Genomic DNA, 23,995 nt, shown 5'->3' on the forward strand with positions numbered 1-23,995 from the left:
GGGATTGAAGGGCAATTACCCGAGATTTGTATGACAAATCGTACAAATGCCGGGGTTTAAGGAGCTGCAGCCAGTGTTTCATACGAAATGTCATACAAGCTCCAAATCATGTGATTAAGGCCGATTACCCGAGATACTCATCATACGGGGCGTTTAATTTTCACAGAAAAACCGCATACAATCGCCGATACAGCAGGGCCCGAGGCGAATTATTTTTATTTAGATAATATGGAGGTAGAGAGCGTGTTCGGTCACCTCAAGGACAGCCGATCGTTCCGACGGTTCTCTTTACGGGAACTGAACAAGGTTCACGTCGGGTTTGGGATTGTGGCATTAGCCCGCAATCTATTGAAAGTGGCAGGTATCCGCCTGACTACATTCCGGGAAAACAGACAAACAAAAAAGTGGACGGAAAACATTACGGTTTTCCGTCCATTTATTTTGGGGACTTATTGGACAGCCTCATCTGGCTGGAGGAGATGATTTCAGAGAAGATCTGCTGCAGCTGTCTCGTCAGACACTATCGTTTTGATTCTCTATCAACTATATCAGCGTCTTGTGCGCTGTCTCCAATAAGCATCATCATCTAATACAATTGTGACATCTACATATTTCGAGTATCCGGTTGGGGTGTATGCAGTAAACCGGAACGTCAGCTCCTGGTTATCCCAGCGAATCATATCGGCATCCCAGAGCTCTCCACGCCAGTAAGGAGGCTGGAGCTCCAGCGGAGTCCAGTAGGTGGTTCCCATCAGATCTGTCTCTACTCTTGCTGCACGCCCGGAAACCGCTGAACGGAGCATAAACTTTTCTCCCGGAAAAAAGACGTCGAGGTAGCCTGGAATCTTGTAGGTTCTTGGAAAATCGTCATTCCCTGTTTTCGACTGGTTGTAGCGAATCCGGTTGAAGTTCCATTCCTCTGTATGTTCGACAAAACCTTCAATCAGAAGTGGTGTTACGGGAATGTTTTTCGTAACCTGATGGGAAGCACCGTAAGGATCTTCAACCCTTAGCGTAACGGAATAGGCCCCCGGCTGCACGAAGCGCAGCTCAGGCTGCTCGTCAGTTGTTGTGAACGCCGGTTCGCCGGGTGGACGTATGGTCCATATCACGGTTAACGGATCATTATCCAGATCCCGGCTGCGGTTTGTCAAAGTCACATGATCCCCTTCATAAGCCGGCCGTGGTTCCCAGTCAAAATCAGCGATCGGCGGTCGGTTGATAATCATCCAGGTGTAAGCTGACCACTCTGACCAGACAATACCGTCATGGACGCGCACCCGTACTTTTAGCTTTTCCCCTGCGGGAAGATCACGATTGACAGTCCAGGCGCCATTATGTGAGCTTGTATTTTGCTTCAATTGGCCGCTATCCAGGAGGATCGAATCCATTTCATTAGCGATCTGCAGCTGGTAATGACGGAACACGGTGCCCGGATCCGGATCGGTCTGCCGCCAAGTCAACGTAGGCCGCAGCGTATTGATCATCGTCGGTTCAGCCTGTGTTCCATTCGGGTGCGTCATGACAGCTGCTGGTGGCCGGTTCGTTTGCATCCAGCCGATATTCGTCCAGGGGGAATAGTCTTGGCCATCGGTAACACGCACCTGTACCTGATACTTCATCCCTTCTTCAAGATCCGTATCCAGCGTCCAGCGGTTAGAGGTGGCTGTTGTATTCTGGATCAAGCCCGTCCGCCGAATAACATCTTGTCCAGCCTCGTTTCGGATGAGGACATCGAATCTTTCAAACACGGTCCCAGGATCCGGATCGCTCTGATTCCAAGTAATCGCAGGCCGTAAGGTGGTCACCATCGTCGGATTTGTTCGTGAGCCTGCAGGATAAGTTAACGCTGCACTCGGCGGGCGATTCGGTGAAACCGGTGCAGTCACCCGGATATCCTGCTCGTACCAGTCGCTCCATGCCCCATATTCATCTCCCACTGCTAACCCCAGGGTATAGATCCCCTGCTCTGTTGGCCGCACCAATTTCCCCTGATGGGTTACCCCCGAAGGTGTAATATAAAAGTACTTTTTCTGGAATATTCCTTTATTGCTTGCATAAGCAGCCTGACAATTGGTGAAGCTGGCGCAACGGTCCGGATCATAGCTTCGTTCGTTCCACTGCACCAAATTGTTTTGATTGATAGCCGCTGTAAAATTACTGATCGGCCGACGATGCACGATAATAGTTTTTACATCATACTCCGAATATTTCCGATACTCGTTAAAGGCATGGCTAGGATAGCGGTATTGCGGATGCGGATCATCCTGTTCCCGATACGAAATCCGGTACTGGCCAACCTTATCAAAGGCGTCCACAGGCGATCTGCGCGTTGTGTTGTGATAACGGGATTGTCCGCTTTTCCCGTCCCCAATGTTCATAAACATCGTTTGATTCGTATGTTCAATGCGCCACTCCGTCCGAGCTGTGATCAGCGGGTCGTTCTCCGGATCGGTATACGTAGTATCATAAAGCACTTCCGTATCGACAATTGCGTAGCCGGCCATCTGGCCATCAACTCCCGGAGGCAGATAACGGCTGGATATTCCTCTGAACTCTGCAAAGTCGGCCACACTGTAAGGCCCAAACGTACCTTGACCAAACGCGCTATCCGTTACATCGATAACAGGGATGCCATTTTCAAAAATACGGATACGGCTTCCGGACAACTCTACTTTATAGCCGACCCATGTATTGCTCCCAATCAAATGGTTAACTGACCGTAAAACCTGCCGGTTCCCGTTCGTGATCTTCACCAGTCGCAAATAGGATTTGGTCGATTCTACCCGGTACATATTGCGATGATTCTGAATTCGGAAGCTCATGCCTGTTGGCAGATCCTCGTAGTATTGATAAGCCACTTTCTGGTTCCATGCGATCGTGCCATTGCCCATAGAAGCCATACTTGAATTGATCAGTTGCCCGACCGTTTTTCCTTCGTTATGATTGGCCGGCTTGCTGTTTGGTGTAAAGCTGTAGATCGTCCCTTGAAAATGCATCTTGCCTTCGCTTATCCAGTCTGGCGGCTGATTATAATACGAGCTTGCCAGTGTGGCCAGCTGCCGATTCGTGCGAGTATCCCTGAGCAAAAATTGGTATGTGCTCGCATAGTGCCGGTAGAGGCTCACTCCATTCATTCCATCAACGAGTTTACGCGGTGCATCCCCGTTAAAAGGAACATAGGCGGGTGAGGCGGATTTGACTAACTGCCCCGTTACGGTGTCATAGTACCAGTCTCCCCCAGATGAAAGTCGTCCGTCGAGAAACAGTGCAATATAACGTTCGGTCGTTCCATTTTCAGGGATATAGAACGAGGAGTTAAAAGGCATCTCCCCGAAATTGCGAATGACTGTAGGCTGTCCACTTAATGCATCCCATTTGATAAAATAACCCTCGTAATTATAACTGGCATTTCGTATTAGATGCGTACTATATTTGTTCCCCTGATAATCTGTTATCGTGTAGCCGCTAAGAAATTCAGGTTTATAAATCGGATTGTTCGTTTGCAGGGATGACGGGATCGAGGGTAAACTTGTGTATGATTCTGTTTTATATGGTGTTTTCAAGTTGTCATAATGGTAGGAATAAATACGCCGATTGGTTAAATCTACTCGCTTAATGTCCGTGTTAAACCGGATCATGTCCATCATGTCATGTACGGATGTGCCATCAGAAAATGTCGTAGCACTTCCGGTCGTCGTGTAGCTGCCGCTGTTCGTATACCACACCGTGCGATGTGTGGAGCTGCGCAGCTGTGTGGTGATCCCCCGGGCCAGGTCAGATAAACGGTAGACTGCGTAATTTCTTGTCCAGGTTTGTTGATTGGTCGGATGTAAAACCGTTTCATCATAAAACATGATTTCATCCAAGTCCTCACGAATGAAATGCCATGGATAATTGTCTCCATCCATTAGCAGCTTAGGTGCACTCGATGTACTGACCAGGTAGTAATTGGCTGCTGAACCAGGTGAATTGATTCGCGCCAGGTACTGATCACCACTAAATTCATGATAAATATCCGTATGTTCCCTATCCCCGCTTCTCGGCAGCCGCAAATCCCCTACAGGTGTAAGCGATCCGTTAACTGGTAAATGATAGTAAGTCATTCCTGAGTCAGTTGAAGTCCTCAACGCTGCCCCAATAGGCGAATCATTGAATATAGCCCCTGTCGCTAATGTGCCCTCTGGTGTGGCCGTCCAGCGCTTAAGGATATTGGCATCATCCAAGGTCGTATTAACCCAGCTGTTGCTCATGAATTGGCTCGGCGGAATCACTGTGGATGCAATGGGCTCCGGTTCAGCAGTAATTCCTTTGGCGGTAAAAGATACTTCCGGCTCCAGATTAACGACTTCCAGCGTAAAATAACCGGTCGCATGTTTGCCCCAATCTTCTTCGGCATAAACCTTTAAACAATAATTACCGACTCTTGAAGCGGTGTAATTGGTAATTCCACTGCCTTGACCAATACGGACATAGTCCGACTCCCGGCAAACCCCATCATTGTTATGATCATAGGCAATATATAAGTCGTTAACTACAAGTTCATCACCATCTGGACTATACGTATCATTGCGAATGGGGATCTGATTATTCCGAATATTCACACTATTGAAGGTGAGTTCAGGTACAGGCGGAAGATCTTCTTTAACGATAAGCTTATGCCTTGCCATATCTTCTGGCTTTGATCGCAGCCCGGTATTGTCTGCGACTTCCAGGGTGATCCACTCTTCCCCGGGGGTAGGATACATATCGCGCTTATTGGTCCAAAAGAACTCGGTTATCGTACGATTGCGAACATACGACATGCTGTCTCTGCCATGAAATTCGGGTTCAACCGGCCGCCCCTCGACAACTTCCAGCGGCCCACTGATTCGCGGAATCGGATTCCGGTCAACAACGACAAGTTGCGCTTTTCGTGAAGCTGATGCGCCTTGGGAATCTGTTGCAGTTGCCGTAATTTCATGAATTCCCGGCTCTGTAGCCAGAAACCCCCGGAAATCGGTCTCGCCAAAACGGTGCCACAGGTTATATTCATCTGCCAGCTCTCTTACCCAATAACTTGGACTCTCCGTAAAATGAAAATGGTAGTAAATCCAATCCCCCTCGGGATCATAAGGCTCCGGAGGATCAGCGAGCGGATTCTGGATTACTCTCAAGTTCACATAGTCTCCAACGACGATTGGAGTGGTTAAAGGTGTCCATCCATAAAGGTCAAAAGACGGAAACCAGCCGATATTGAACACCGGGGGACTATTGTTGGGATCGGCGGTTAACTCTATCGGTTTAGGTCCAATCCATGAGGACTCCCCGCATGTAGTGAAGATTTTCATGTAAATGTTGTTTGTGCCTACCCCCATATTCGGCGGATACGGGTATTTGACTTCAGTTGGTGATGTCCTGCTGAACTTACTAGGGAATAATTCCATGCTTCCTTCGTAGGCTACACGGAATCGATGGCTTGTGTAAGTGCATCCAGGGCCGATAACCGTAATATCTTTCGGGATTATTTGAAAGGGATCACGGAACTTGGCTTCATTCGGCACAATGTCGAAATCGCCGGTAATGCTTCTTTCCTCCGGCTGTTCCGAACAATGACGGCTGGCGGAGAATAGTTTGCGCTGCTCGTTATTGTTTCGGGTCTCCTCATCAATTGCACGATTGGCATCGAGCACCACATGGAATTCGGTTGATTGCTCATTCGTGAACGTGTACGTAAACGACTCCGTGATGCTGGCTCCCGTGCCGAGCGCACTGTATGTATAAGTCTTGTGCAGCTGTCCCGCCACATAGATGCTGACCGCAAAGGACTGCGAGATATCTCCCCCGAGATTGCTGAACGTAATCGTGAAAGACGAAGGAACATTCAGTTCAAGACATTCATGCGCCGTAGTTAACTCCAAATTCCCTAGATCCGGCTTGGCTGTCGGTTTGAAATAGACTTTGACTTCACCAGTATACTCGTAGGTGTCGCCTTGCCAGAAGGCGTTGACGGACATGAAATACAACCTACCCTGGGTATGACCAACGGTGCCGCTGTTATTAAGCAAGACATAGTCTTCCCCTAATTCACTGTTATTTGCATCCAAAAGCTTACCTGACTTGATCATTCCAGTTCCGTCGTAGTAGCCTTTTCCTGCAGCAATGATAGTCACATTTGGTGTTAAAGGAGAAGACTTCTCTTTAACCACATGAATGCTGGACGGAAAAATAGCAGAAACAGGAATTCCTCGACCTCCTCCGTCAATATCTATTTCACGAAAGTAAAAAACGGCGGGTGAAGCCACTTCATCAGCGGTTGTGACAGCCATTCCGTTAACTTGCAAAATGTCTGGAATATGCGATGGCAGCGCTCCTGGACATTCGGATATGCCGCCCGTGATACAAGTTCCGGGAAAAGAATAGACCTGCGTATCTTGACGCAGCGTTCCTTGCGTCTGCCAGTGGGTTCCCGCGGCGTTTCGCCAAATATAATGGCCCGGATCGACCTGCACTCGGTTTACCACCGTTTTTTTTATACCTTGAACAGTTGGGAGCGTCAGCGTCCCGTTATTCAACGTTCCCATGTTGCGGACTGTTTTACCGTTAACCGCGACTTCCCAATAATCGACCTCCCGGCCATCGGTGGGAATGGCAACGCGAGTGTTGGAAAGCGTCTCTGTTGGATGATAGGAATACGTTATGTCGTCCTCAGTCACTTTGCTGCCGCCAAAGTCAATGGCTTGTGCATAGACTTCACCCGGCTCTCCCGAAAACAAAACTCCGGATGTGATCAACAGGATGCTCAAGCTTAAAGCAAGAATGTATTTCCAGCGTTTTCGTTTCATAGGATCACCTTATTTATTCTTCCAAGGGCAAGGAAAGATTGGTAACCCCGTTCGGATCAAACTTATTTGTAATATTAATCAACAGTCGATTAATACTCATTCTGTAGTGGGCTTCCTCTTTAGATATATTCATGAAAATCCAGCCATTTTCTTTAAATGGTTTATCAAATCTATATCCACTAAATAGGAAGTCCATATAGTTTTCGATTTCAGGATGTACTATTGAACGCCCATATACGCTACTCCCTGTAATCCACTGTTCAAAAACAAAGTAACCCTCTCCCTGGATTTGATTTTCAACATCAAAATTCATAGCAATAATGTAATCGTCCTTGGCTGTTTCCCTATCAAAAGTTCTTCTAAACTTCGGAAACATATCCGCATACGGGCGGTTCGGGTCGTCCACATCGAGCACCAAGACTTCGTTTAGCACCACCTTTACGGTTTTGCCGTTGTCCAGACGCTTCGGCAGCTCGACAGGGGTCATGCCCCACATCGTCCCCATATTGGTGCCGCGCCACTCGACTTCGGCATAGCTCGATGCCCGCATATCGACCTCCAGCTCCTTGCCTTCCAGCACGTCCAGGATGCGCTGAATGACCGTTACGGTCTGCGCCCGGGTAGCCGGTTCTTTCTTGCCCAGAATATCGCCAGAGGACAGGCCGTTAATGATCCCTTTTTGCGTGGCAATATAGAAAATTTCCTCATCACTGGTATCGTCATCGGCTGACTGAAGACGCTCATCTACAGCACGGGCAGCCATTCGGGCCATTTCCATCCGGGTAATAGGGGTATCCCAGGTGCCTGTTTGGAAATCGGAATAGCGATGGAAGCCCGCACTCACAACGGCAGAAACGTAACCATTGTACCAATGCTCATCAGCAGGCTTGGATGGCGGGATCCAAACACCTAACGCCTTGGCCAGCATAGCCGCATATTCCGCACGAGTAATGTTTTGATCCGGTCTAAATGTCCGGTCTTCGTACCCATCCACATATCCTGCTTGAATGGCCCGCTGAATAGAGTCTTCTGCCCAATGCCCTGTAATATCTGAAAGATACACGGATTGCTTCTCAGTGGATACACTGCTGCTCGCAGCAGAAAATAATTCTCCATGATATCCGCCAATGAGCAGCGCGCCCGACAATACAGCGGCGACCCCAATTCTAGTTATTGTTCCCTTCACTGTACGCAACTTCCTTTCTACTAAACTTCCTTGATTCTTACGGTAGTAGATTATCCCTGCTACAATCTCATCATGCTGAACGCAAGCATAATGCATAAAATGACTCGGGGAATTTAATGCATCGTCCATGTACCCACATGGTAACGGCTCAATAAAAATGCACCTCGAATAAAGACCATAGGGCCTGTTCGGGTGCTTCCCTTCGTTAGCATATTTTACCTTTATCATCCATTATAATGCAGTTTATGTCAACTATATTTTTAACTTTGGTTTATTGAGCTTGCCGGATTCAATGACCCCTTATTGTTTATCAAATAATGGATTAGCAAGGAATATAAAGCCAAAATGCTTGGCGTCTTTGTTTTCAGGTAAATACTCGACATATGATTTCTTAATGTTTTAGGGGAGATGTCCATACGCGAAGCTATTTCCGAAAAATCCCTGCATCCCTCGCATAACTGGCTGATCACCTCGGTTTCTCTTGATGTGAGGCTGTATTTCACTGACATCTTTTTTAATAGCCGCTTTATATGGTCCGGAGGTGATGCTGCTGCTAAAGCCGTTTCACCGGACATATCTCTACGCATTAGTTCTGCAGTTACTGCCAGCTCGGCTGGAGGCTGGGAGTAGTTTTTGCTTTTCCGTTTTATTTTTAATTTCGCCTTGTTCGTTGTACCCGTACCCGGAAAGGCATACACAGACCTGCAGTTGTTACCCATAAACGAAGGCAGCCCCCTCCATTCCTCTCCGGGCTCTACCAGTATGATCATTTTGGCGTCAAACAGCTTGTTCAATACCTGTTCTCCTGCAGCCTGTCCACTATTCCAAATCGTATCTAAGCGCATATTGATCCATCCTCTTCTGTATTTTTCAATCCGTTATCTGACTACCCGGAAGGAACAGTTTTATCTTTCCTGCCAAGTATGAGCTCCCGTTCTCACGATTCCTTGCGAATCATTCCATAATCGCAACCGGGAGGGTCCCGCATCAACCGTCACAATCACCGTTGGATCCGTCAGAAGCAGAGTAAAATAATTGCTGTCATGCTCATACAGATAAGGAAAGCTGGTATTGCTTTCATCGTAGAACTCTATTTCGTATCGGACAGTCTCCTGCCAATAACTGTGTTTATCGGGACTAAAATCGTCATTTAAGTGCAGATTACGCTGCAGAACATATTCCGCTGCTCGCACTGCTTCCACCTGATTAAAAACCATCCTGCCTTGTCCGTAATCCTCCAGTTCAATATATTGAGCCGCTGCTGCCGCTGCCTCTTGAATATGAAATTTCAATCTCATCGTTTGCCTGTGCAGTTGGTTGAAATCCTCTTGATATACAAGAACAAGTGTCATTAACAGTACGATTGGAAAAGCCCACATCAAAACTTTCAAGGAAGCAGCACCTCGCTGTGCACCTGGCCCTTGATCACCTGCCGCATGCTGTTGTCTTCATCGGGAACTCCGATAAACCTGTTCATCACCAGCAATCGGTTAACCGGTATATGGATTTCATAGTCGATCAGCTCTCCAGGCACAAATCGGTCAAAGCGGTACTTTGGCGCAGTCGTGACATGAATGGTTAATTGACTGGCATCCAGGTTTAATCTTGATGCCAGCTCTTCTCTCAGCTCGCTAATGTCCTCCGGACGATAGTATCCGTGCTGCCTTGCTCTTTGCGCGTAATTATGGGCTATCTCCTGAGCGGTCAGGAGCTGATGATGATTGATTTGGCTCAAAGCAATTTGCAAAGGAAAGAACATTAGAAATAAAATGACAGCCAAAAACACTATAAGCTGCTTCATAACTATCCCCCTGTGATAAAAGCAAGCTCTCACAAACGATATAAGAGAGCCAGAGCGTACAACAAATTAATGCAGCTTAACAGCTTAAGGCTGCCCGCTTTCTACCATCTTCAGATTAGTAATGGTCTTCTGTCCAATTCGCTGGGTTTCTGTCTTGATCGTATCGGAATCACCCGCAACAAAAGCTGTTACCAATACTACCGTCACTACCAAGCCTATCAATAAAAATACTAATCCTTTCATTTCATCCACTCCTCTTAATCAATAATTAGGAAATAAACGTTGATTGATATATAAATTCAATAAAGAAACTGACCGTTATAAAGTTTACGATGATCAGGAAAGCAGAAGTGACGACAAAGCCATAGATCATATAAGCTTTGCGCTGGTTCGATTTCAGCTTCTCAGTCTCCCTGCGCCGCTTCAGCTCCTCCTGAAACAGGACAAGCTGACTTCTTAGTTCCACCGGCTTTAGCTCGTCAAGCTTGAGCAGCAGATTAGCCAAATGCTCTCCTTCTTTCGTTCCGATCTCCTGCTTAAAATATTGGCAGGCCTCTTCCTTGTCGTTAGACTGCCAAAGCAGCAGCGTCTGATTAAACACAGGTTTGGTTAGACGGGCGAATTTCCCTAATTGTTCCAAAATGAACAGGGACCCGGGAGCCTGCTTAGGAGTAACCGCGGCTAAATTTTTTAGCTGGGAGATTGCCTGATAGATTTCATGATTTTTTCTCGCTCGGTGGTGTTCCGCAAGCACTTCCATCATTTTGGCAAACGGAGTTTTAATTCCGAACCAATCGGCCCTAGGCTCGGTCAGCAATACAAATATCAATAAGTATAAGAAGCTTAGCCATGGAATTCTGCCTGGACCAACCTTGAATAGCATAACAGCTGTGGCCATGCAGGCAATTGCCATCCTGACTGCTTGATAGAGTACAGCGGGCAGCTTAAGGCCTGATCTGGCAAAACTTTCGTTCAGCATCGGATCGTTCATTCGGGAATAGAGCTCTGATTTTATCCGCTTGAACCGCTGGCCCGGCAATGCAATACGCCTGTCCGTGTATAGCTCGGGTAGATACAGGCAGAGCCAGTATCCAAATAGCAGCAGAAGGGCTGCAGAACAATAATAAACGGTCTGCACAGCCAATTTTCAACACACCTCCTTCCTCCGCTATGTCAATTTTAAAAGTCGTTTTTCGGTTTTTCGTATATAAATACAATGCTCCGTTGGCGAAAAGCAAAATGATACATAGTATAAAGCTCTGCAGACCTAACGGATGCTTAAATTGGTAATCGATCCATTGGGCAAGAGGCATATTCATAAATACAAACATGGATACGATAGAAGCCACAAATAGCAGCGGAACAAAATAGACAATCATAAAATACGCCTCTGCATTCTCTTGCTTCCCCGCTTCATTCAGCTTGCGCAAATTGACCAGCTCATCCAATATATCTTCCAAGGACTCAATGACCTGATCCTGATCAACAATGGCCAGGTAGAGATTGGTGCCTAGCAGATTAGCCCAGTTCGTATTGATGGCATAGGTAAATTCCATAATCGCTTCATTGACATCCTCCTGACCTCCGTTTTCCTTCAGCTGCATGCTTAATCGCATCAGAGCTTTCCTCGTCAGCAAGTCAGGCGGCAGTCTTGGAATGGTCGCATCGATCGCTTCCACCATATTGAGATAGTTAATTTTGTACTGGCTAATCAATTCGGTAACCAGCACATCTCCTTCATAGCTGCTGCCTATGCGGATAGCATACAATCGTATTCTCAGCAGCAGGTAAGGAAGCGTCCCGAAGAATATGGCGGCACCCGTCACAAATGATGGACGCAGCCCTAATTCCCAGCAAAACAGAAACGTCATGACCATCAGCAGAACGGAAATCAAGTAAAAGGTAAGCACTGCCCGCAAGGAACGCAGCTGCAAAGTTACCGTTAACATTTTGCGGATATGCCTGGCCCATACTGGTTCCTGGGAAAGCTCCGGTTTCCAACGCGGAATCCGGCGAATCCCTCTTCTAAATCGATTTTGAAAAAAAACGGGAACCAGCAGCAGCCAAAAGATGACGAATACAATGACGTACAGCAGATAACGGACAGCCATCTCTAATGTGAGCCACATGTTCTCCACCCCAATCTCAGCCCCTCAGAAACTCCATATAGGGAAGAGTGATAACATGCTCGCCCTCTATGGGACTGCTGTTTTCCAGCTGTTGAAGCCGGCGGCAAAACCGCTCAAAAGCCTCCTGGTCCTCCTGTTCCGCTATCCTCCTTTTATCTTCGCCAACGTCGTACTTATATGCCCAAGTCCTGCTGCTAAAGTCATATCGGCATATCTGATGGATGGTGATATCATGCGTGGATGGGTGATAGCGAAGCTCATAGATTCCTTTCAATCGTTTCTGCGATTTGTCCTTCAGCTGGACAAACTCAAACAAATAGTGGAAGCCTTTGGCAACCTTAATCGCATATGCGGCTACATTTCCCCCGAATTCCTGGACGATCTCTGAAGCGACATCATAACAGAAATCGGTTGGATCCGAGGTGTGGTACGTCATCTTCACCCGGCGTGTTCCTTTGGCGGTAGACTGCAGAGCCGTCTTTAAGGCGACCGCGTCTCTCGCCTCAGCCATGATCAGATAGTCTCCATCGCCGCGAAGCAAATCTTTCGTGATGCCTAAGAGCCGCTCTCCATCTGCGACTATCTGTACAATGGGAGCCTTGGGCATCATTCGATGCAGCGGAATTTCCGGGTCAGTCTCGACCTGAATTCCTTCCAGAGAATCATCCTCATAGGACTGCCAGGTTTGCAAGAAAGTCGTCTTCCCTGTACGCACAGCACCTACAAATCCCACATTAAACCCAATGGCCGTCATCTCTTTAAGCATCGGAATCATTTGCCTCGGAATCGTCCCGCGCGCCGCCTGCTCCTCAAAGCTGAAATGATCAACTATGTATTTCCTGAAGATAATAGTAGGCTCTTTGGCAAGTCCATCATCAAAAATTTTAACTCGGGTTCCGTCCAGCATATACGTCTCCGCTTTATTCTCATCCAGCCTCTGCTCGGGAGTGGGCAGCATTAAAGCAGTAATAAGCTGTCTTAGACGCGGGTAAGTGATGGTTTGCTCCTGAAGCACTTGTTTCCCATCGACTAAGAAATAAATGCGGTCACCAATGATTTTGCAGGAAGAGCTGTTCGTCATTTCTTTCCATGCGGCAATGCCCGCCCAGCCCCAATTTTCATGAAAAATCGCGGACACCAGATCGCTATACCAGGCTGGAAACCAGGCATTCATCCACTTGTTCTTCTTCAAAAATTCCGTGATTTTAGCTTTATAAAAACTGACTTCCTTGATATGTCCTACGATAGCATTCCGCTGAGTCAATACATCCTCTGTGCTCATATCCTCTTCAAGGTCTTCTTTGAAGGCCTGCTTAACCAATCGGCACATGTTATGAAAACCGTTGAAATCCTCGGCTTTTCGCATGTACAATCTACGCAAACTGACCGGGCCTTCTGCTACATCAATATGCTCATCCAAATAAAACGGTTGATTAATGGCCACCCTTTGCTCCTCCAAACCATCTTGTTAATAATGTTTGTTTACGCTGCGGTCTGTGGATCTCCAAATTTACCTGGCGGGCAATTAACATACATAATCGTTCGATGCTATCTGTATACTCCAGCTGTTCATAGTGGAGCAACGTTTTTTGCTCGAATTCCGCCTGCCACCCCTGAAGATCCAAATAAGGCACTGTACCCGCCAGCACCATCTTGTGGTAATTGGCAAGATCTTTTGCACTGGGTAAATTAGACTCCCTTACATATTTGCTGACAATCATAAAAAAATGTTGGCTGTTCAGCTTTAATGGCTTAAAAACTTGCTGCTCCATTCTCTCATAGCGCGCTTTTACCGCCTCCTGCTGCGTAGTGATCAAAAAATTTTGCTGGCTCGAGGTTAAGGCTCCTACCGCCAGCCCGTATTCAATATTGGCCCCGGCGTCTACTAACAGCACATCGAAATCGGTGGAAGCCAAATTTAGCAAACGCTCCGCATGCTCCGGATGGTAATGACGATTGGCAAGCAAATTGCGAGGGCCTTGAAGCACAGATAAATTCTTGTATGTTAAATACGTCTCATTCAGCTCTTTCTTAGTCAGAATGTGATTAAACAGCTTCATCCGGATTTCATCCAGACCTACATGTGCTCCCGGCTTAGTCTTCAAAAACTGGGTGCCCGGCTGCTCATTAAGTATGAATAGGCCAATTCGTCCCTGGATCCATCTGGATAGCAGCTCGGCACAGGCTGTAGCCAGCATAGTCGTTCCTACCGAGTGGTCCGCACCAAAAAATGTGATGACATTCTTGTTTCGCTTCACGGCTTCCGGCTGCAGACGCCGGACGATCTCTTGTACGATCTTTGCAGTATCCGCAACCGGCAAGGCATCAATGACTGCAATTTCTTTGGATGCGAACAAAGCATGGATGCGGCTATCAATTTCTCTGGTTAATAAATAAAATATGGTCTGTTCTGCCGTCTGCCCGGGGCGACGATCCTTATAATAAGTTAACAATTCGTTAATGTCCGTCTTCGACTCATCTATAATGATCACATCGCCTTCACTATCGGGGAGGGGAAGCTCGGCCTGCTGCACGGTTTGAAAAAGAGGATGCTCATTGAGCTTCTCAACCAGCCCCGTATGCTCACTTACAACAACAGCTTTCATGCTCCTATCCCCCTCCCTCCGTATAAGCCACAATAAATTTACTGCCTCTTGCAACAGCCTCCTCCAGCCTGGATTTGTCCTCGGCAGTTAGAGGAATTTCGATGCTGCTGATGAGAGAGCTTCCGTCCAATCTTTCTTCCGTTCCAACAGTGACTACTTCGCGATTGGCACTATCCTTAACATAGGCAACGGTCGTTCTGTACAAAGGCTCGGATGATAACACAAGATGGGCATAAGCATCAGGGTAGCTATGCGTGGGCAATCCCGGATGTGCAGACGAATTTCGCCCCTGTGAGTCAGATGACGCAGCTCCCTGTGACCTGCCGTTCTCATCCCCTTCCGGCGGGGTGTCCGCTTGGATAGGTTTACCGTCAAGTCCTGCCGCCGGATAGTCCTGGCGATTGGCATAAGTCCGGTCCAGCACATCCTTTGTCACTTCGAAAAAGACTACCTGATCCTTGCGGCGCAAAGTATCCGGAACGGAGTAAAGCCACTCCTGCGGGACCTTGACAATAAACATATCCTCCCCGGTGACAAGACCCGGGTGTTCAAAATATCGCGGATGCAGCTGGGTGCCTGCGGGTACATAATGCTTTGCTTCCTTGCCTATAACTGTGCCTGGCTCCGTTATGGCATCCGAAAGAATCAGGTGCTTGTCCATCCGCAAGCTTAGCAGCATCTCCTCATGGACAACTTCGCCTCTGCGGATGTCTTCTCTTAAGACAAGGACCGATTCGTACATATAGCGGTTTCTTCCGTCTGTCTCCCACCAAACAATCATGGCACCTAAGGCAGTAAGCAGCAGGATTCCAATTACGGGCAGCAGCCATTTAAAAATCATCTTTGCCTTTCTAGATAAGCGGTTGAGCAGCATCACGTAAATTCCATCCCTCACTTCATTTCTTTAATTGCCTGCCTTTAAGAACGGTTCAAGCAAGCAGACAGCAATGTTCTGGCCGTCTTGCCTATTGACGTATTGGTTTGCAGCAGCTGTTGAAGCTTCCCCTGGCCAAGAAATTCTGCAACCTGACGGCTCCAACAAACACTGCCCAGCACGTTCAGCTTCTTACTCGCTACGGCTGGCATTTCTCCTGCCGCTGCTGCCGTCATCTGGCCGCTGTCTGCTTGATTGACCAGAACATCCAAACCGTTATCGGTACGGCCGGAGGCGCGGATTAACCGTTCAGTGATACAGGGATTGGCCTGTTTAAAAGAAAGCGGGGTAACCACATTTACACACGCATCGGCTCCAACTCCAATGTCCTGGGCGATAGAGAGCGTCAAATCTCCATGCAAGTCGATGATGCAGCAGTGAAAATTGGCCTTGAGGAAGGCCAGCAAAGCCTTAGCCGACGAAGAATCCCACTTGGCTCCGGAGAATCCCCCGCTCATGATCGTCAATCCAGGCAACAGCGTTGTGCTAGAGCTCTGTAAAACTCCAGACGCCGTGATCGGATCGTATTGCGCATAAGTCCAACCTTGCTTGCGCTTCATACGTACCCTGGCTCTCCTCATGCCTAAGTAACGCCACAGCTTCCTGGGATCGCGTCCGACTGACAAATAGGCAACCCGCTGTTTTCCGATTCTGGCGGCAGACCAAGCAGTAGCAAAGGAAAGAAATGTCGTTCCGATGCCGGCATCCGTGCCTTGAAAAGCCATAACCTGGTTCTCCCAAGTAACAGCATCCTTAAATTTTGTCGGCTTACTGACTTTAAAATGCCTCTGCTCCACCAAGCATGAATCGCGATAATTATTCATTGCTTTCCCTCCTTCTTAATGTCTTTGCTGCGCCGTTTGTTCGATAACCAAGCTAAGAAAATAGGCAGCATTATCCTTATCGAAAAATAAAAAAAACGCAAACTCCCGGTAATGCCCGGAAATTTGCGTTCTTCGCAAAATCGATCAGGTATGTGTAATTTCGTGCTTATACGGTTTAATATAGCATGTCTGTTTCCACAATTCAACATTATTTTCCGAAATTTTCTTGTTTTCGCTCAACCCTGTCGACATCTTTCTGCTTGGACACCCTGAGCCTAAGGGCAGCCAGCTTATTTCACATAATGCTCTGCTGACCTCATGCTGTCGTCCTATACTGCTGTCCTCATGCTGCCGTTCTAATACTTAGCTTAAACATACGGATTGTTCTGTTTCTCGTAACCAATAGTGGTCTTCGGACCATGCCCCGGATAAACAACTGTCTCCTCAGCAAGCTGGAACAGCTTGCCATGGATGCTGTCCATCAAGTCATTCCAGCTTCCTTGCGGCAAATCTGTGCGCCCGACGGATTGGCGAAACAGCACATCCCCGCCAAACAACACGTTGCCATGAAGAAATCCTACACTTCCAGGGGAATGACCCGGCAGATGAAGCACCTTAAAGGTTTGTCCCAATAAAACCAGCTCCTGCCGGTCATCCAATGCATACTCAGCAGGATCCGTCACAATAGGAGGCCCCAAATCGGACCAGCGCGCCGAACCGTTCTTTTTCGGATCGGTCAGCCAGTCAGCCTCCTCATCATGCAGGTAAACCGGGCATTGCTTGAGCTTGCGGATCTGGTCCACTCCGCCAATATGATCGAAATGGGCATGCGTTAGCAGAATCGCTTCTACCTCCAAGCCCTCAAGGCGCTTTACTAGCTTCTCTGGCTGCATACCCGGATCAATGACAACTGCTTTAGCGTTTTCTTCATCCGTCAACAGATATGCATTCGTCTGCAAGGGTCCCAGAGTAAAAATCTCGATATTCACTTTATCGCCCCTGTTCCTATTCGTTAGCAAATGTCTGTCTGCTTTCACTTAGCTTATTGAGAAATGTGGTGAAAAAGTAGTCATGCGAGGTCTGCCACGATCTGCCGCGAATTCATTAAAACGTGGTCAAAATCTCCTTTAGCTCGCTAATGATGACATCGTGGTAACCGGTGCCTTCACCGTACAATCGCATCATTTCCTGACGCGCCACTTGAATCTTTTCCTGATAATCTGGAGCTTCACGGTCCGGATTTTGCCGCTTGAACTCGTTCATAACTGCCTGCACCTCAGCCGGACGCGGTCCCCACTTGCCAAGAATATAGCCGCTGCTGTCGGCAAACACGACAACCGGAATAGCACGGCCGCCCATAGTCAAATGCTCGTCTATAAAATCCAAATGCTCTTCCATAATAAACATTTCAACAGTTATGCCGCTGTTCTCCAAAGCACGCAGAACAACCGGAACATTGCGCACAACATCTCCGCACCATTCCGCTGCAATGATCAGACAACGCAAATCGTCACGGTTGCGGAATGACTCAAAAAACTGCTGGTCTTCTTCGCTTTTCCAGGAAAATTGATTATACCAGTCGAGAAACTTGTCTTGATTTTTTTGCATTCCATCAATAAATTGCTGTGGTGTAATGCCTTTGCCCAATTTTTGGGCTACTGACTTTGCCATAAATAAGCCTCCCATTCGGTATTGTCGTCCTTATTTTATCAGATATGGCTACTTAGGCCAAACCGGAAATGCCCCGTGCATCAATCTGTCTGTAATGTCTGTTATAGATACTGGCTGAAATCTGTCTTTGCTAATCCGGCATCCTGACAGCCAGGGCCCGCCATGATCCAGAAAAAGCATGAACCAACCCTTTACCGCGCAAAAAGCCGCTTCCGGACGATTCCGAAAGCGGCTGAACAGTTATTTGGCTGCACCGGATGTTTCCGGTGAAGTTAGCGTATCGTAGAACTCGACGAACTGATCCTTCTTCTCACTGCTGCGAAGCGCCATCGCCACTCGAGGATGCTCGTTCAACGTGCCGGAGATCATGTAAGGGATGATGTAGCCCCACTCCCATACTTCACGCATCGGGATCATGTGCTTCTCAATCACTTCCAGAACGGGACGAAGCTCGTATCTCGGATTTTTCAGGTGGCTGACCAGAAGCTCTGTAGGACAGTTGCCCGCAGCCCTGCCCATGCCGTATACGGAGGAATCAAGGAAAGTAACGCCCTTGTCTACAGCTGTTAATGTATTGGAAAAAGCTAGCTGCATATTGTTGTGAGTATGTACCCCCAAGGTTTTACCCGGAAGCAGCTGCTTGAATTTATCGACCAGATGGCTAATGGCGTGCGCATCCATGCTGCCGTAAGAATCCACCACATAAACGACATCAACCGGACTTGCCGCGACTAGCTTGAAAGCATCCTCCAGCTCGTTCTCCAGAACATTGGACAATGCCATAATATTAAGAGTCGTTTCGTACCCCTTGTCATGGAATTTTTGAACCAGCTCCAGGCCTTTGTCCACATCTTTGATGTAGCAGGCTACCCGGATCAGGTCGAGAATGCTCTCGTTTCTCGGCAAAATATCATTCTCGTCAACGCGCCCAATGTCCACAAGAGCAGAAAGCTTAGTGAAGCCTTTCTCGGGAATAACCTCTTTCAAAAATGTCTCATCCAAAAAGCGCCAAGGACCGGAATCAGCACCTTTGAGCAGCTTTGGAGAATTTTTATAGCCAATCTCCATATAATCAACACCAGCTTCATTCAAGCCCTTATATAAATCGCGCACAAACTCTACACTGAAATCCCAATTGTTAACAAGTCCGCCATCGCGAATGGTGCAATCCAAAATTTTACACTGGTTACTCATCGTACTGTCCCCCACAATCGTAATCTGTTTGTCTTTAAAAGCTAATAACTTTTGGGCTTTTAAGCTTTCAAGCAATAAAGAATGAAGATGTATTAACTATATATATCATGCGTTGATTACGTTTGTCAACATAATAGGCCAAACATTTTTTTGCCGAATAGCATGCGGGGACAAGCTTTTGCATACGTATAGAAAAAAGCTTACTAAAGGAAGTGAACTTAACTCATGTTCCGCTCTATTGTCCTGAATAAAAAGAAACGAATCCTGCTAACCACCCTATTGGCTGCCATGATTGCTGGCTCTCTATTTCTCCTGTACCGCCCCAGCGTCCTCTCTACGGGCGCAGCAACGAGTCAAATCCGCACCATTCATATGGTTACAGGAGAATTCAAGGCCACAACGGGCGATGGCAAAGAAATTGAAGCTTACATCTGGCATCCGGGTACGGTCTTTGTAGAAAAAGGGGAGACCGTCCATTTGGTCATTCGCGGCGTTAACGGGGAAAGCCACCCCTTCTTTATCGAAGGCACGGACATTAAGGGGGAAGTGCTGAAGGACCGGGAAACCCGGGTCACTTTTAAAGCAGAAAAAGAAGGCACCTACCGCCTAATCTGTCTAACTCATCCCGACAAGGACCACGACGGCCCGATGATTGCTTATATCGTAGTCGATTAATGATTCGCTGGGCGCTTTTGCAGTAGCCTCCCTTCCCCCGCCTGCATATGTATACATATAGCTTAAGGAGGCAGGTGGAGCGTTGGCATGAGACCGCCCAAAGAGCCGCATCAACGGGAAACGCCCAGTGTGCGGACCATTCGCAGAACATGTGAGAAAGAGCTGTACCGTACGATTAAAAAGCTAAAAAAATGGATCCCCCCGGACAAAGTCGAGCAGGCTGAAAAGCTGTATTTTAAAAAAGTAGCGGAAAATTTCTTATGGATTCATGAAAATGCGGGAAAACGCAAAGTACTCGCGGATTGGTGGGAAGAAAACGTTTGTCCAGAAATCGCCGGGCTGTGGGAAGTTGACGCCGCTGCTTTAGCTAAAGCGTTTCGCAGTGCTTTTGGAGGCTGAACTCTTATGGGGTTCAGCCTCCTTTTGGTTTAGCCTTTCGGGTTTAGCCGCTGCTACCGTTATTGTTGAGTCAGAATGAGCGGACCGTTCGCTGTTATCGCAATCGTATGCTCGTACTGTGCAGACAGGCCTCCATCAATTGTCCTTGCTGTCCAGCCGTCGTCTTCGATAAAGGCTTCGTGGCTGCCTGTGTTCAGCATGGGCTCGATCGTGAACACCATGCCCTCTTTCAATAGCGGCCCCCGTCCGGCTGGCCCGTAGTGGGGGACCTGCGGCTCTTCATGCATTTTCTGCCCAATTCCATGACCAATGAACTGACGCACGACCGAATACCCTTTGCCTTCTGCAAACTTCTGAATGGCATTAGACACATCGCCAAGCCGGTTGCCGGCCACTGCTTTTTGTATCCCGATCATCAGCGCCTGCTCGGTTGTCTCCATCAGTCTTTTGACTTCGCCGCTTACTTTGCCTACGGCATAGGACCAGGCGGAATCAGCCATCCAGCCGTCCACGCTAAAAACCATATCAATCTTAACCAGATCGCCTTCTTTCAGCGGCTCTTTGCGCGGAAAGCCATGGCAGATCACATCGTTCACCGATGCGCAGGTCGCATAGGGATAGCCATAATATCCTTTCTGCTCCGGGATCGCCCCATGCTGTTTTGTGAACGCCTCTACAAATTCCTCTATCTCCCAGGTGGTTGTTCCCGGTTTGATTTTTTTAGCTATTTCCCGGTGGCAGGCGGCAATAAGCTCGCCGGCCTGTTTCATTTTGGCGATTTGCTCCGGGGTTTTGATCGCAATCATTCACAAGCTCCCTTCCCCATTTTAAAAAGTTGTCCTCCATATCAAGGCAAACTGCCGCTCCAACAAGTATGATGAAATTGATTCATTTACTGTATTGTATAAATTTTGCAGGAAAATGATACATCGTTATGCGAAAAGCCGCTGAACTACAACGAGTCCGGACTCCCTAACGGAACCGGACTCGCAAGGCGGACGACCGATGCGTCATGCTGAAATTAGTCATGCTATTGGCTTCATGCTAGTGCGTCGTACTGAAATGCGCATGCTCCTGAGTAGTAGAACCTGCCTTCTTATATGCATTAACAGTTAAGCGAATGAACACCCGAAAGAAAAACTTTACTCGGCCAGGCTTGGAATACTGCGCTGCACATCGACTTCCTCATCGTAGTTGATCTGTGGGAATTCAAACCCGAACAAACGGAAAAAATCCTGGCGAAAGGCATCGATGTCGGAAATGTCACGGATGTTATCTGTCTCGACTTGATTCCACAATTTGGCGACCTCTTCCTGTACCTCTTCCTTCATTTCCCAATCGTCAATACGGATGCGATTACGGTCATCCAGGGAAAGGTCGGAAGCTGAACCCGTATAAAGCCTTTGAGCAAATAAGCGGTACATTTGCTCTATCGTGCCCTCGTGCAGCCCTTTTTCCTTCATCACTTTAAACAGCAGTGAGATGTACAAAGGCACTACCGGGATCGCTGAGCTGGATTGGGTCACTAACGCCTTGTTTACCGAAACATAGGCTTGTCCCGCCACTCCTTCGAGCAAATGAGTCAATTTCTCGGCCGTCGCTTCCAAATCGTCTTTGGCTCGTCCAATTGTACCCTCACGGTAAATGGAATGGGTGATTTGCGGGCCAATATAGGAATAAGCAACGGTGACAACTCCCTCAGCCAGTACGCCGGCATCCTGCAGTGCTTTCATCCACCGCTCCCAATCGTCTCCGCCCATTACCGCGATCGTATGCTCAATTTCCTGTTCGGTCGCCGGTTCGATCGTAACCTCGGTCACTTCCGCGCTATGAAAATCAACCGTTTTGTTCGTATAGGCTTGGCCTATTGGTTTAATAACTGAGGAAAACAACTCTCCCGTCTCAGGATGCACCCGTTTGGGAGAGGCCAGGCTGTAGACGACCAGATCGATTTCGCCCAAATCTTGACGGATTCTCTCAATCGTCTGCTGCTTGATTTCATCGGAAAACGCATCGCCATTAATACTAACGGCATAATGCCCTTCCTCGCGAGCCGCTTGTTCAAATGCGGCCGTATTGTACCAGCCTGCAGTAGCCGTTCTAGAGCCTGATGCTTCTTTCTCAAAAAACACCCCGATCGTTTTCGCTCCGGCGCCGAATGTTGCAACTATCCGGGAAGCCAGACCATAGCCTGTAGAAGCTCCTATTACCAGAACATTGCGGGGGCCCTTCACTTTCCCCTGGCTTTTGACATAGGCAATCTGTTCCTTTACATTATACGCGCAGCCTTCAGGATGAGCGGTTGTACAAATAAATCCTCTGAATTTGGGTTTAATGATCATGTGGGACGACTCTCCTTCTCTCATATGTATCTGCTTCCCTAGATTCTATGCGGGATTGTTAGCTTACTTGCTATAGTCTATCATAACCTGACAAGCTGTCCCCGCTCAACCGCTAAAAACAGCATTTCATAGAAATCTCCGCAATGCTAGAAGCCATATGAAGCCATATGATAGCAATCGACTCGGTTAAGAGGCGGTGTGCAGAGCCATTTGCAGGGCGGCGGATGATGCGGCGGGCACAGCGAGGACAATGCGGGTTGCAGTGCAGAGGGCTATGCAGTGGATGATGCGATGAGCATAGGAGGGGCTGAGCTAGGGGCAGTGCGAGGTAGCAGTCCGGAGGGCAAGGCAGAGGGCTGTGCAGTGGATGATGCGATGAGCATAGGAGGGGCTGAGTTAGAGACAGAGCGGAGGGCGATGCGGAGGGCAGGACGAGATGCTGAGAGAGGTACCAGAATTTTCTGTCGCTGCCAGGGCATAAGCGGGTTATGTAAAGGCTCTTAAAGTTATGCTTCTTTCCGCTAGTGGGAATGCGCTTTTTCCGGTATACTTGGGTACAGCATAAATGAAGGCTCTCACCTACCTCCGCCCTTACCGGCTGCAGGTTAACCTTAACGCCCCTAGTGGTTTCACAATCTTTATAAAGGACAAGGGATACAGAGCACTTGTTTTCAGAGAGCCAGACTTCAGCCCGGCCCCTCTACTTAATTTTGAAAAAGGTGAATCATTAGCATGTATGTACTGAATTCTGAAGAAATGAGACGTGTGGACCAATATACGATCGAACAAATCGGCATTCCAGCACTCGTCCTGATGGAAAATGCAGGCCGTGCAGTCGCCGAGGAGGTTCTAGCCTTAAGCCGGGAGCTGCCTTCCCGTACCGGGCGCTGGCTGATAATGGCCGGCAAGGGCAATAACGGCGGCGATGGGCTTGTTGCCGCGCGGCATTTGCTGGAGGCGGGCTGCACTGTTGATATTTGGCTTGCGGAAGAAGAGGACAAGGGCAGCGAAGCCATGTCCATCCAGCAAGCGATAATCAAACAGCTAGGTCTCGCCTTAAGGAGCTTCCAGCCCGGCCAAATCATGTGGGGCCGCTACGATGGCGCGATCGACGCGCTGCTCGGCACCGGCACTCGGGGGCAGCCGCGCGACACGTACGCCGCTTTCATTCGCGAAGCGAACGAAAGCGGACTGCCGATTGTCGCGGTAGATATCCCGAGCGGCCTTGACGCCGATACCGGCCAGCTACACGACCCCTGCATCCGCGCCAAGCTGACGGTTGCCCTCGCTTTCACCAAGCGCGGGCTCGTCCAGCATCCTGGCGTCGATGCCGCGGGGCGTGTCGTGGTCCGGCCGATCGGCATCCCCGAGCGGCTCGCCGCTGATCAGGAGGTGAATACTCTCCTGCTC

Annotated in this window: 21 protein-coding genes; 4 read left to right on the forward strand and 17 right to left on the reverse strand. The window is 48.3% G+C overall.

Going from position 1 to position 23,995, the window contains the following annotated elements; genetic code table 11:
- Window positions 1–228 precede the first annotated feature (228 nt).
- Window positions 229–483 (forward strand): transposase, encoded by a 255-nt coding sequence (locus PSHG_RS21105; RefSeq protein WP_235782101.1) that lies wholly within the window; start codon window positions 229–231, stop codon window positions 481–483.
- 65 nt (window positions 484–548) lie between these two features.
- Here the strand turns inward: PSHG_RS21105 and PSHG_RS21110 are convergent, their stop codons facing one another.
- From PSHG_RS21110 to PSHG_RS21180, 15 genes are all read right to left on the reverse strand, one after another.
- Window positions 549–6,824 carry a glycoside hydrolase family 78 protein gene (locus tag PSHG_RS21110; protein ID WP_010277376.1) on the reverse strand — a complete coding sequence of 2,092 codons (6,276 nt, stop codon included), beginning with the start codon at window positions 6,822–6,824 and terminating at the stop codon, window positions 549–551.
- Between the two features lie 13 nt (window positions 6,825–6,837).
- A complete protein-coding gene (locus tag PSHG_RS21115; protein WP_026021524.1) occupies window positions 6,838–8,010 on the reverse strand; it encodes an S-layer homology domain-containing protein in 1,173 nt (390 codons plus the stop codon).
- A gap of 260 nt (window positions 8,011–8,270) precedes the next feature.
- The gene (locus PSHG_RS21120) at window positions 8,271–8,855 is read right to left on the reverse strand and encodes a helix-turn-helix transcriptional regulator (protein ID WP_010277380.1); all 585 of its coding nucleotides are present in this window, start codon (window positions 8,853–8,855) and stop codon (window positions 8,271–8,273) included.
- Window positions 8,856–8,915: 60 nt separating this feature from the next.
- Window positions 8,916–9,401: a hypothetical protein gene (locus PSHG_RS21125; protein WP_010277382.1), complete on the reverse strand. Its 486-nt coding sequence runs from the start codon at window positions 9,399–9,401 to the stop codon at window positions 8,916–8,918.
- Window positions 9,398–9,811 (reverse strand): hypothetical protein, encoded by a 414-nt coding sequence (locus PSHG_RS21130; protein ID WP_010277384.1) that lies wholly within the window; start codon window positions 9,809–9,811, stop codon window positions 9,398–9,400. Before PSHG_RS21130 ends, PSHG_RS21125 begins: the two co-directional genes overlap by 4 nt.
- Window positions 9,812–9,895: 84 nt before the next feature.
- Window positions 9,896–10,054 carry a hypothetical protein gene (locus PSHG_RS30760; RefSeq protein ID WP_157213483.1) on the reverse strand — a complete coding sequence of 53 codons (159 nt, stop codon included), beginning with the start codon at window positions 10,052–10,054 and terminating at the stop codon, window positions 9,896–9,898.
- 25 nt (window positions 10,055–10,079) lie between these two features.
- Complete coding sequence (locus PSHG_RS21140) at window positions 10,080–10,802, reverse strand: hypothetical protein (protein ID WP_148497824.1); 723 nt, start codon at window positions 10,800–10,802, stop codon at window positions 10,080–10,082.
- Window positions 10,756–11,940 (reverse strand): hypothetical protein, encoded by a 1,185-nt coding sequence (locus tag PSHG_RS21145; protein WP_010277388.1) that lies wholly within the window; start codon window positions 11,938–11,940, stop codon window positions 10,756–10,758. The genes PSHG_RS21140 and PSHG_RS21145 overlap by 47 nt, the downstream gene beginning before the upstream one ends.
- Before the next feature lie 16 nt (window positions 11,941–11,956).
- Window positions 11,957–13,384 (reverse strand): P-loop NTPase family protein, encoded by a 1,428-nt coding sequence (locus PSHG_RS28555; RefSeq protein ID WP_010277392.1) that lies wholly within the window; start codon window positions 13,382–13,384, stop codon window positions 11,957–11,959.
- Complete coding sequence (locus PSHG_RS21155) at window positions 13,374–14,546, reverse strand: P-loop NTPase family protein (protein ID WP_010277394.1); 1,173 nt, start codon at window positions 14,544–14,546, stop codon at window positions 13,374–13,376. Before PSHG_RS21155 ends, PSHG_RS28555 begins: the two co-directional genes overlap by 11 nt.
- 4 nt (window positions 14,547–14,550) lie before the next feature.
- Window positions 14,551–15,387, reverse strand: coding sequence for an SAF domain-containing protein (locus tag PSHG_RS21160; protein ID WP_157213484.1), 837 nt, complete (start codon window positions 15,385–15,387; stop codon window positions 14,551–14,553).
- A 77-nt stretch (window positions 15,388–15,464) separates the two neighbouring features.
- Window positions 15,465–16,304: a hypothetical protein gene (locus tag PSHG_RS21165; protein WP_010277399.1), complete on the reverse strand. Its 840-nt coding sequence runs from the start codon at window positions 16,302–16,304 to the stop codon at window positions 15,465–15,467.
- Between the two features lie 368 nt (window positions 16,305–16,672).
- Window positions 16,673–17,293, reverse strand: a complete 621-nt coding sequence (locus tag PSHG_RS21170) for an MBL fold metallo-hydrolase (protein ID WP_010277400.1) — start codon at window positions 17,291–17,293, stop codon at window positions 16,673–16,675.
- Between the two features lie 115 nt (window positions 17,294–17,408).
- Window positions 17,409–17,975: a thioredoxin family protein gene (locus tag PSHG_RS21175; RefSeq protein WP_010277403.1), complete on the reverse strand. Its 567-nt coding sequence runs from the start codon at window positions 17,973–17,975 to the stop codon at window positions 17,409–17,411.
- Between the two features lie 240 nt (window positions 17,976–18,215).
- On the reverse strand, window positions 18,216–19,169 hold the full coding sequence (locus PSHG_RS21180) for an aldolase catalytic domain-containing protein (protein ID WP_010277406.1): 954 nt from the start codon (window positions 19,167–19,169) through the stop codon (window positions 18,216–18,218).
- A 225-nt stretch (window positions 19,170–19,394) separates the two neighbouring features.
- On the opposite strand from PSHG_RS21180, the gene PSHG_RS21185 reads away from it, so the two are divergent.
- Together PSHG_RS21185 and PSHG_RS21190 are read left to right on the forward strand one after the other, a co-directional pair.
- A complete protein-coding gene (locus PSHG_RS21185) occupies window positions 19,395–19,844 on the forward strand; it encodes a cupredoxin domain-containing protein (RefSeq protein WP_010277408.1) in 450 nt (149 codons plus the stop codon).
- 87 nt (window positions 19,845–19,931) lie between these two features.
- Window positions 19,932–20,243, forward strand: a complete 312-nt coding sequence (locus tag PSHG_RS21190; RefSeq protein WP_010277410.1) for a hypothetical protein — start codon at window positions 19,932–19,934, stop codon at window positions 20,241–20,243.
- A gap of 59 nt (window positions 20,244–20,302) precedes the next feature.
- On the opposite strand, the gene map is transcribed toward PSHG_RS21190, so the two are convergent.
- On the reverse strand, window positions 20,303–21,049 hold the full coding sequence (gene map / locus PSHG_RS21195; protein WP_010277413.1) for a type I methionyl aminopeptidase: 747 nt from the start codon (window positions 21,047–21,049) through the stop codon (window positions 20,303–20,305).
- Between the two features lie 336 nt (window positions 21,050–21,385).
- A complete protein-coding gene (gene fabV / locus PSHG_RS21200; RefSeq protein WP_010277416.1) occupies window positions 21,386–22,585 on the reverse strand; it encodes an enoyl-ACP reductase FabV in 1,200 nt (399 codons plus the stop codon).
- A gap of 732 nt (window positions 22,586–23,317) precedes the next feature.
- Between fabV and PSHG_RS28560 the strand changes: the two genes are divergently transcribed.
- Window positions 23,318–23,995: NAD(P)H-hydrate epimerase (locus PSHG_RS28560; protein ID WP_010277418.1), on the forward strand; the 678-nt coding region annotated here is incomplete at its 3' end.

It is taken from the genome of Paenibacillus senegalensis JC66, assembly GCF_000285515.1.
Lineage (GTDB): Bacteria > Bacillota > Bacilli > Paenibacillales > NBRC-103111 > Paenibacillus_L > Paenibacillus_L senegalensis.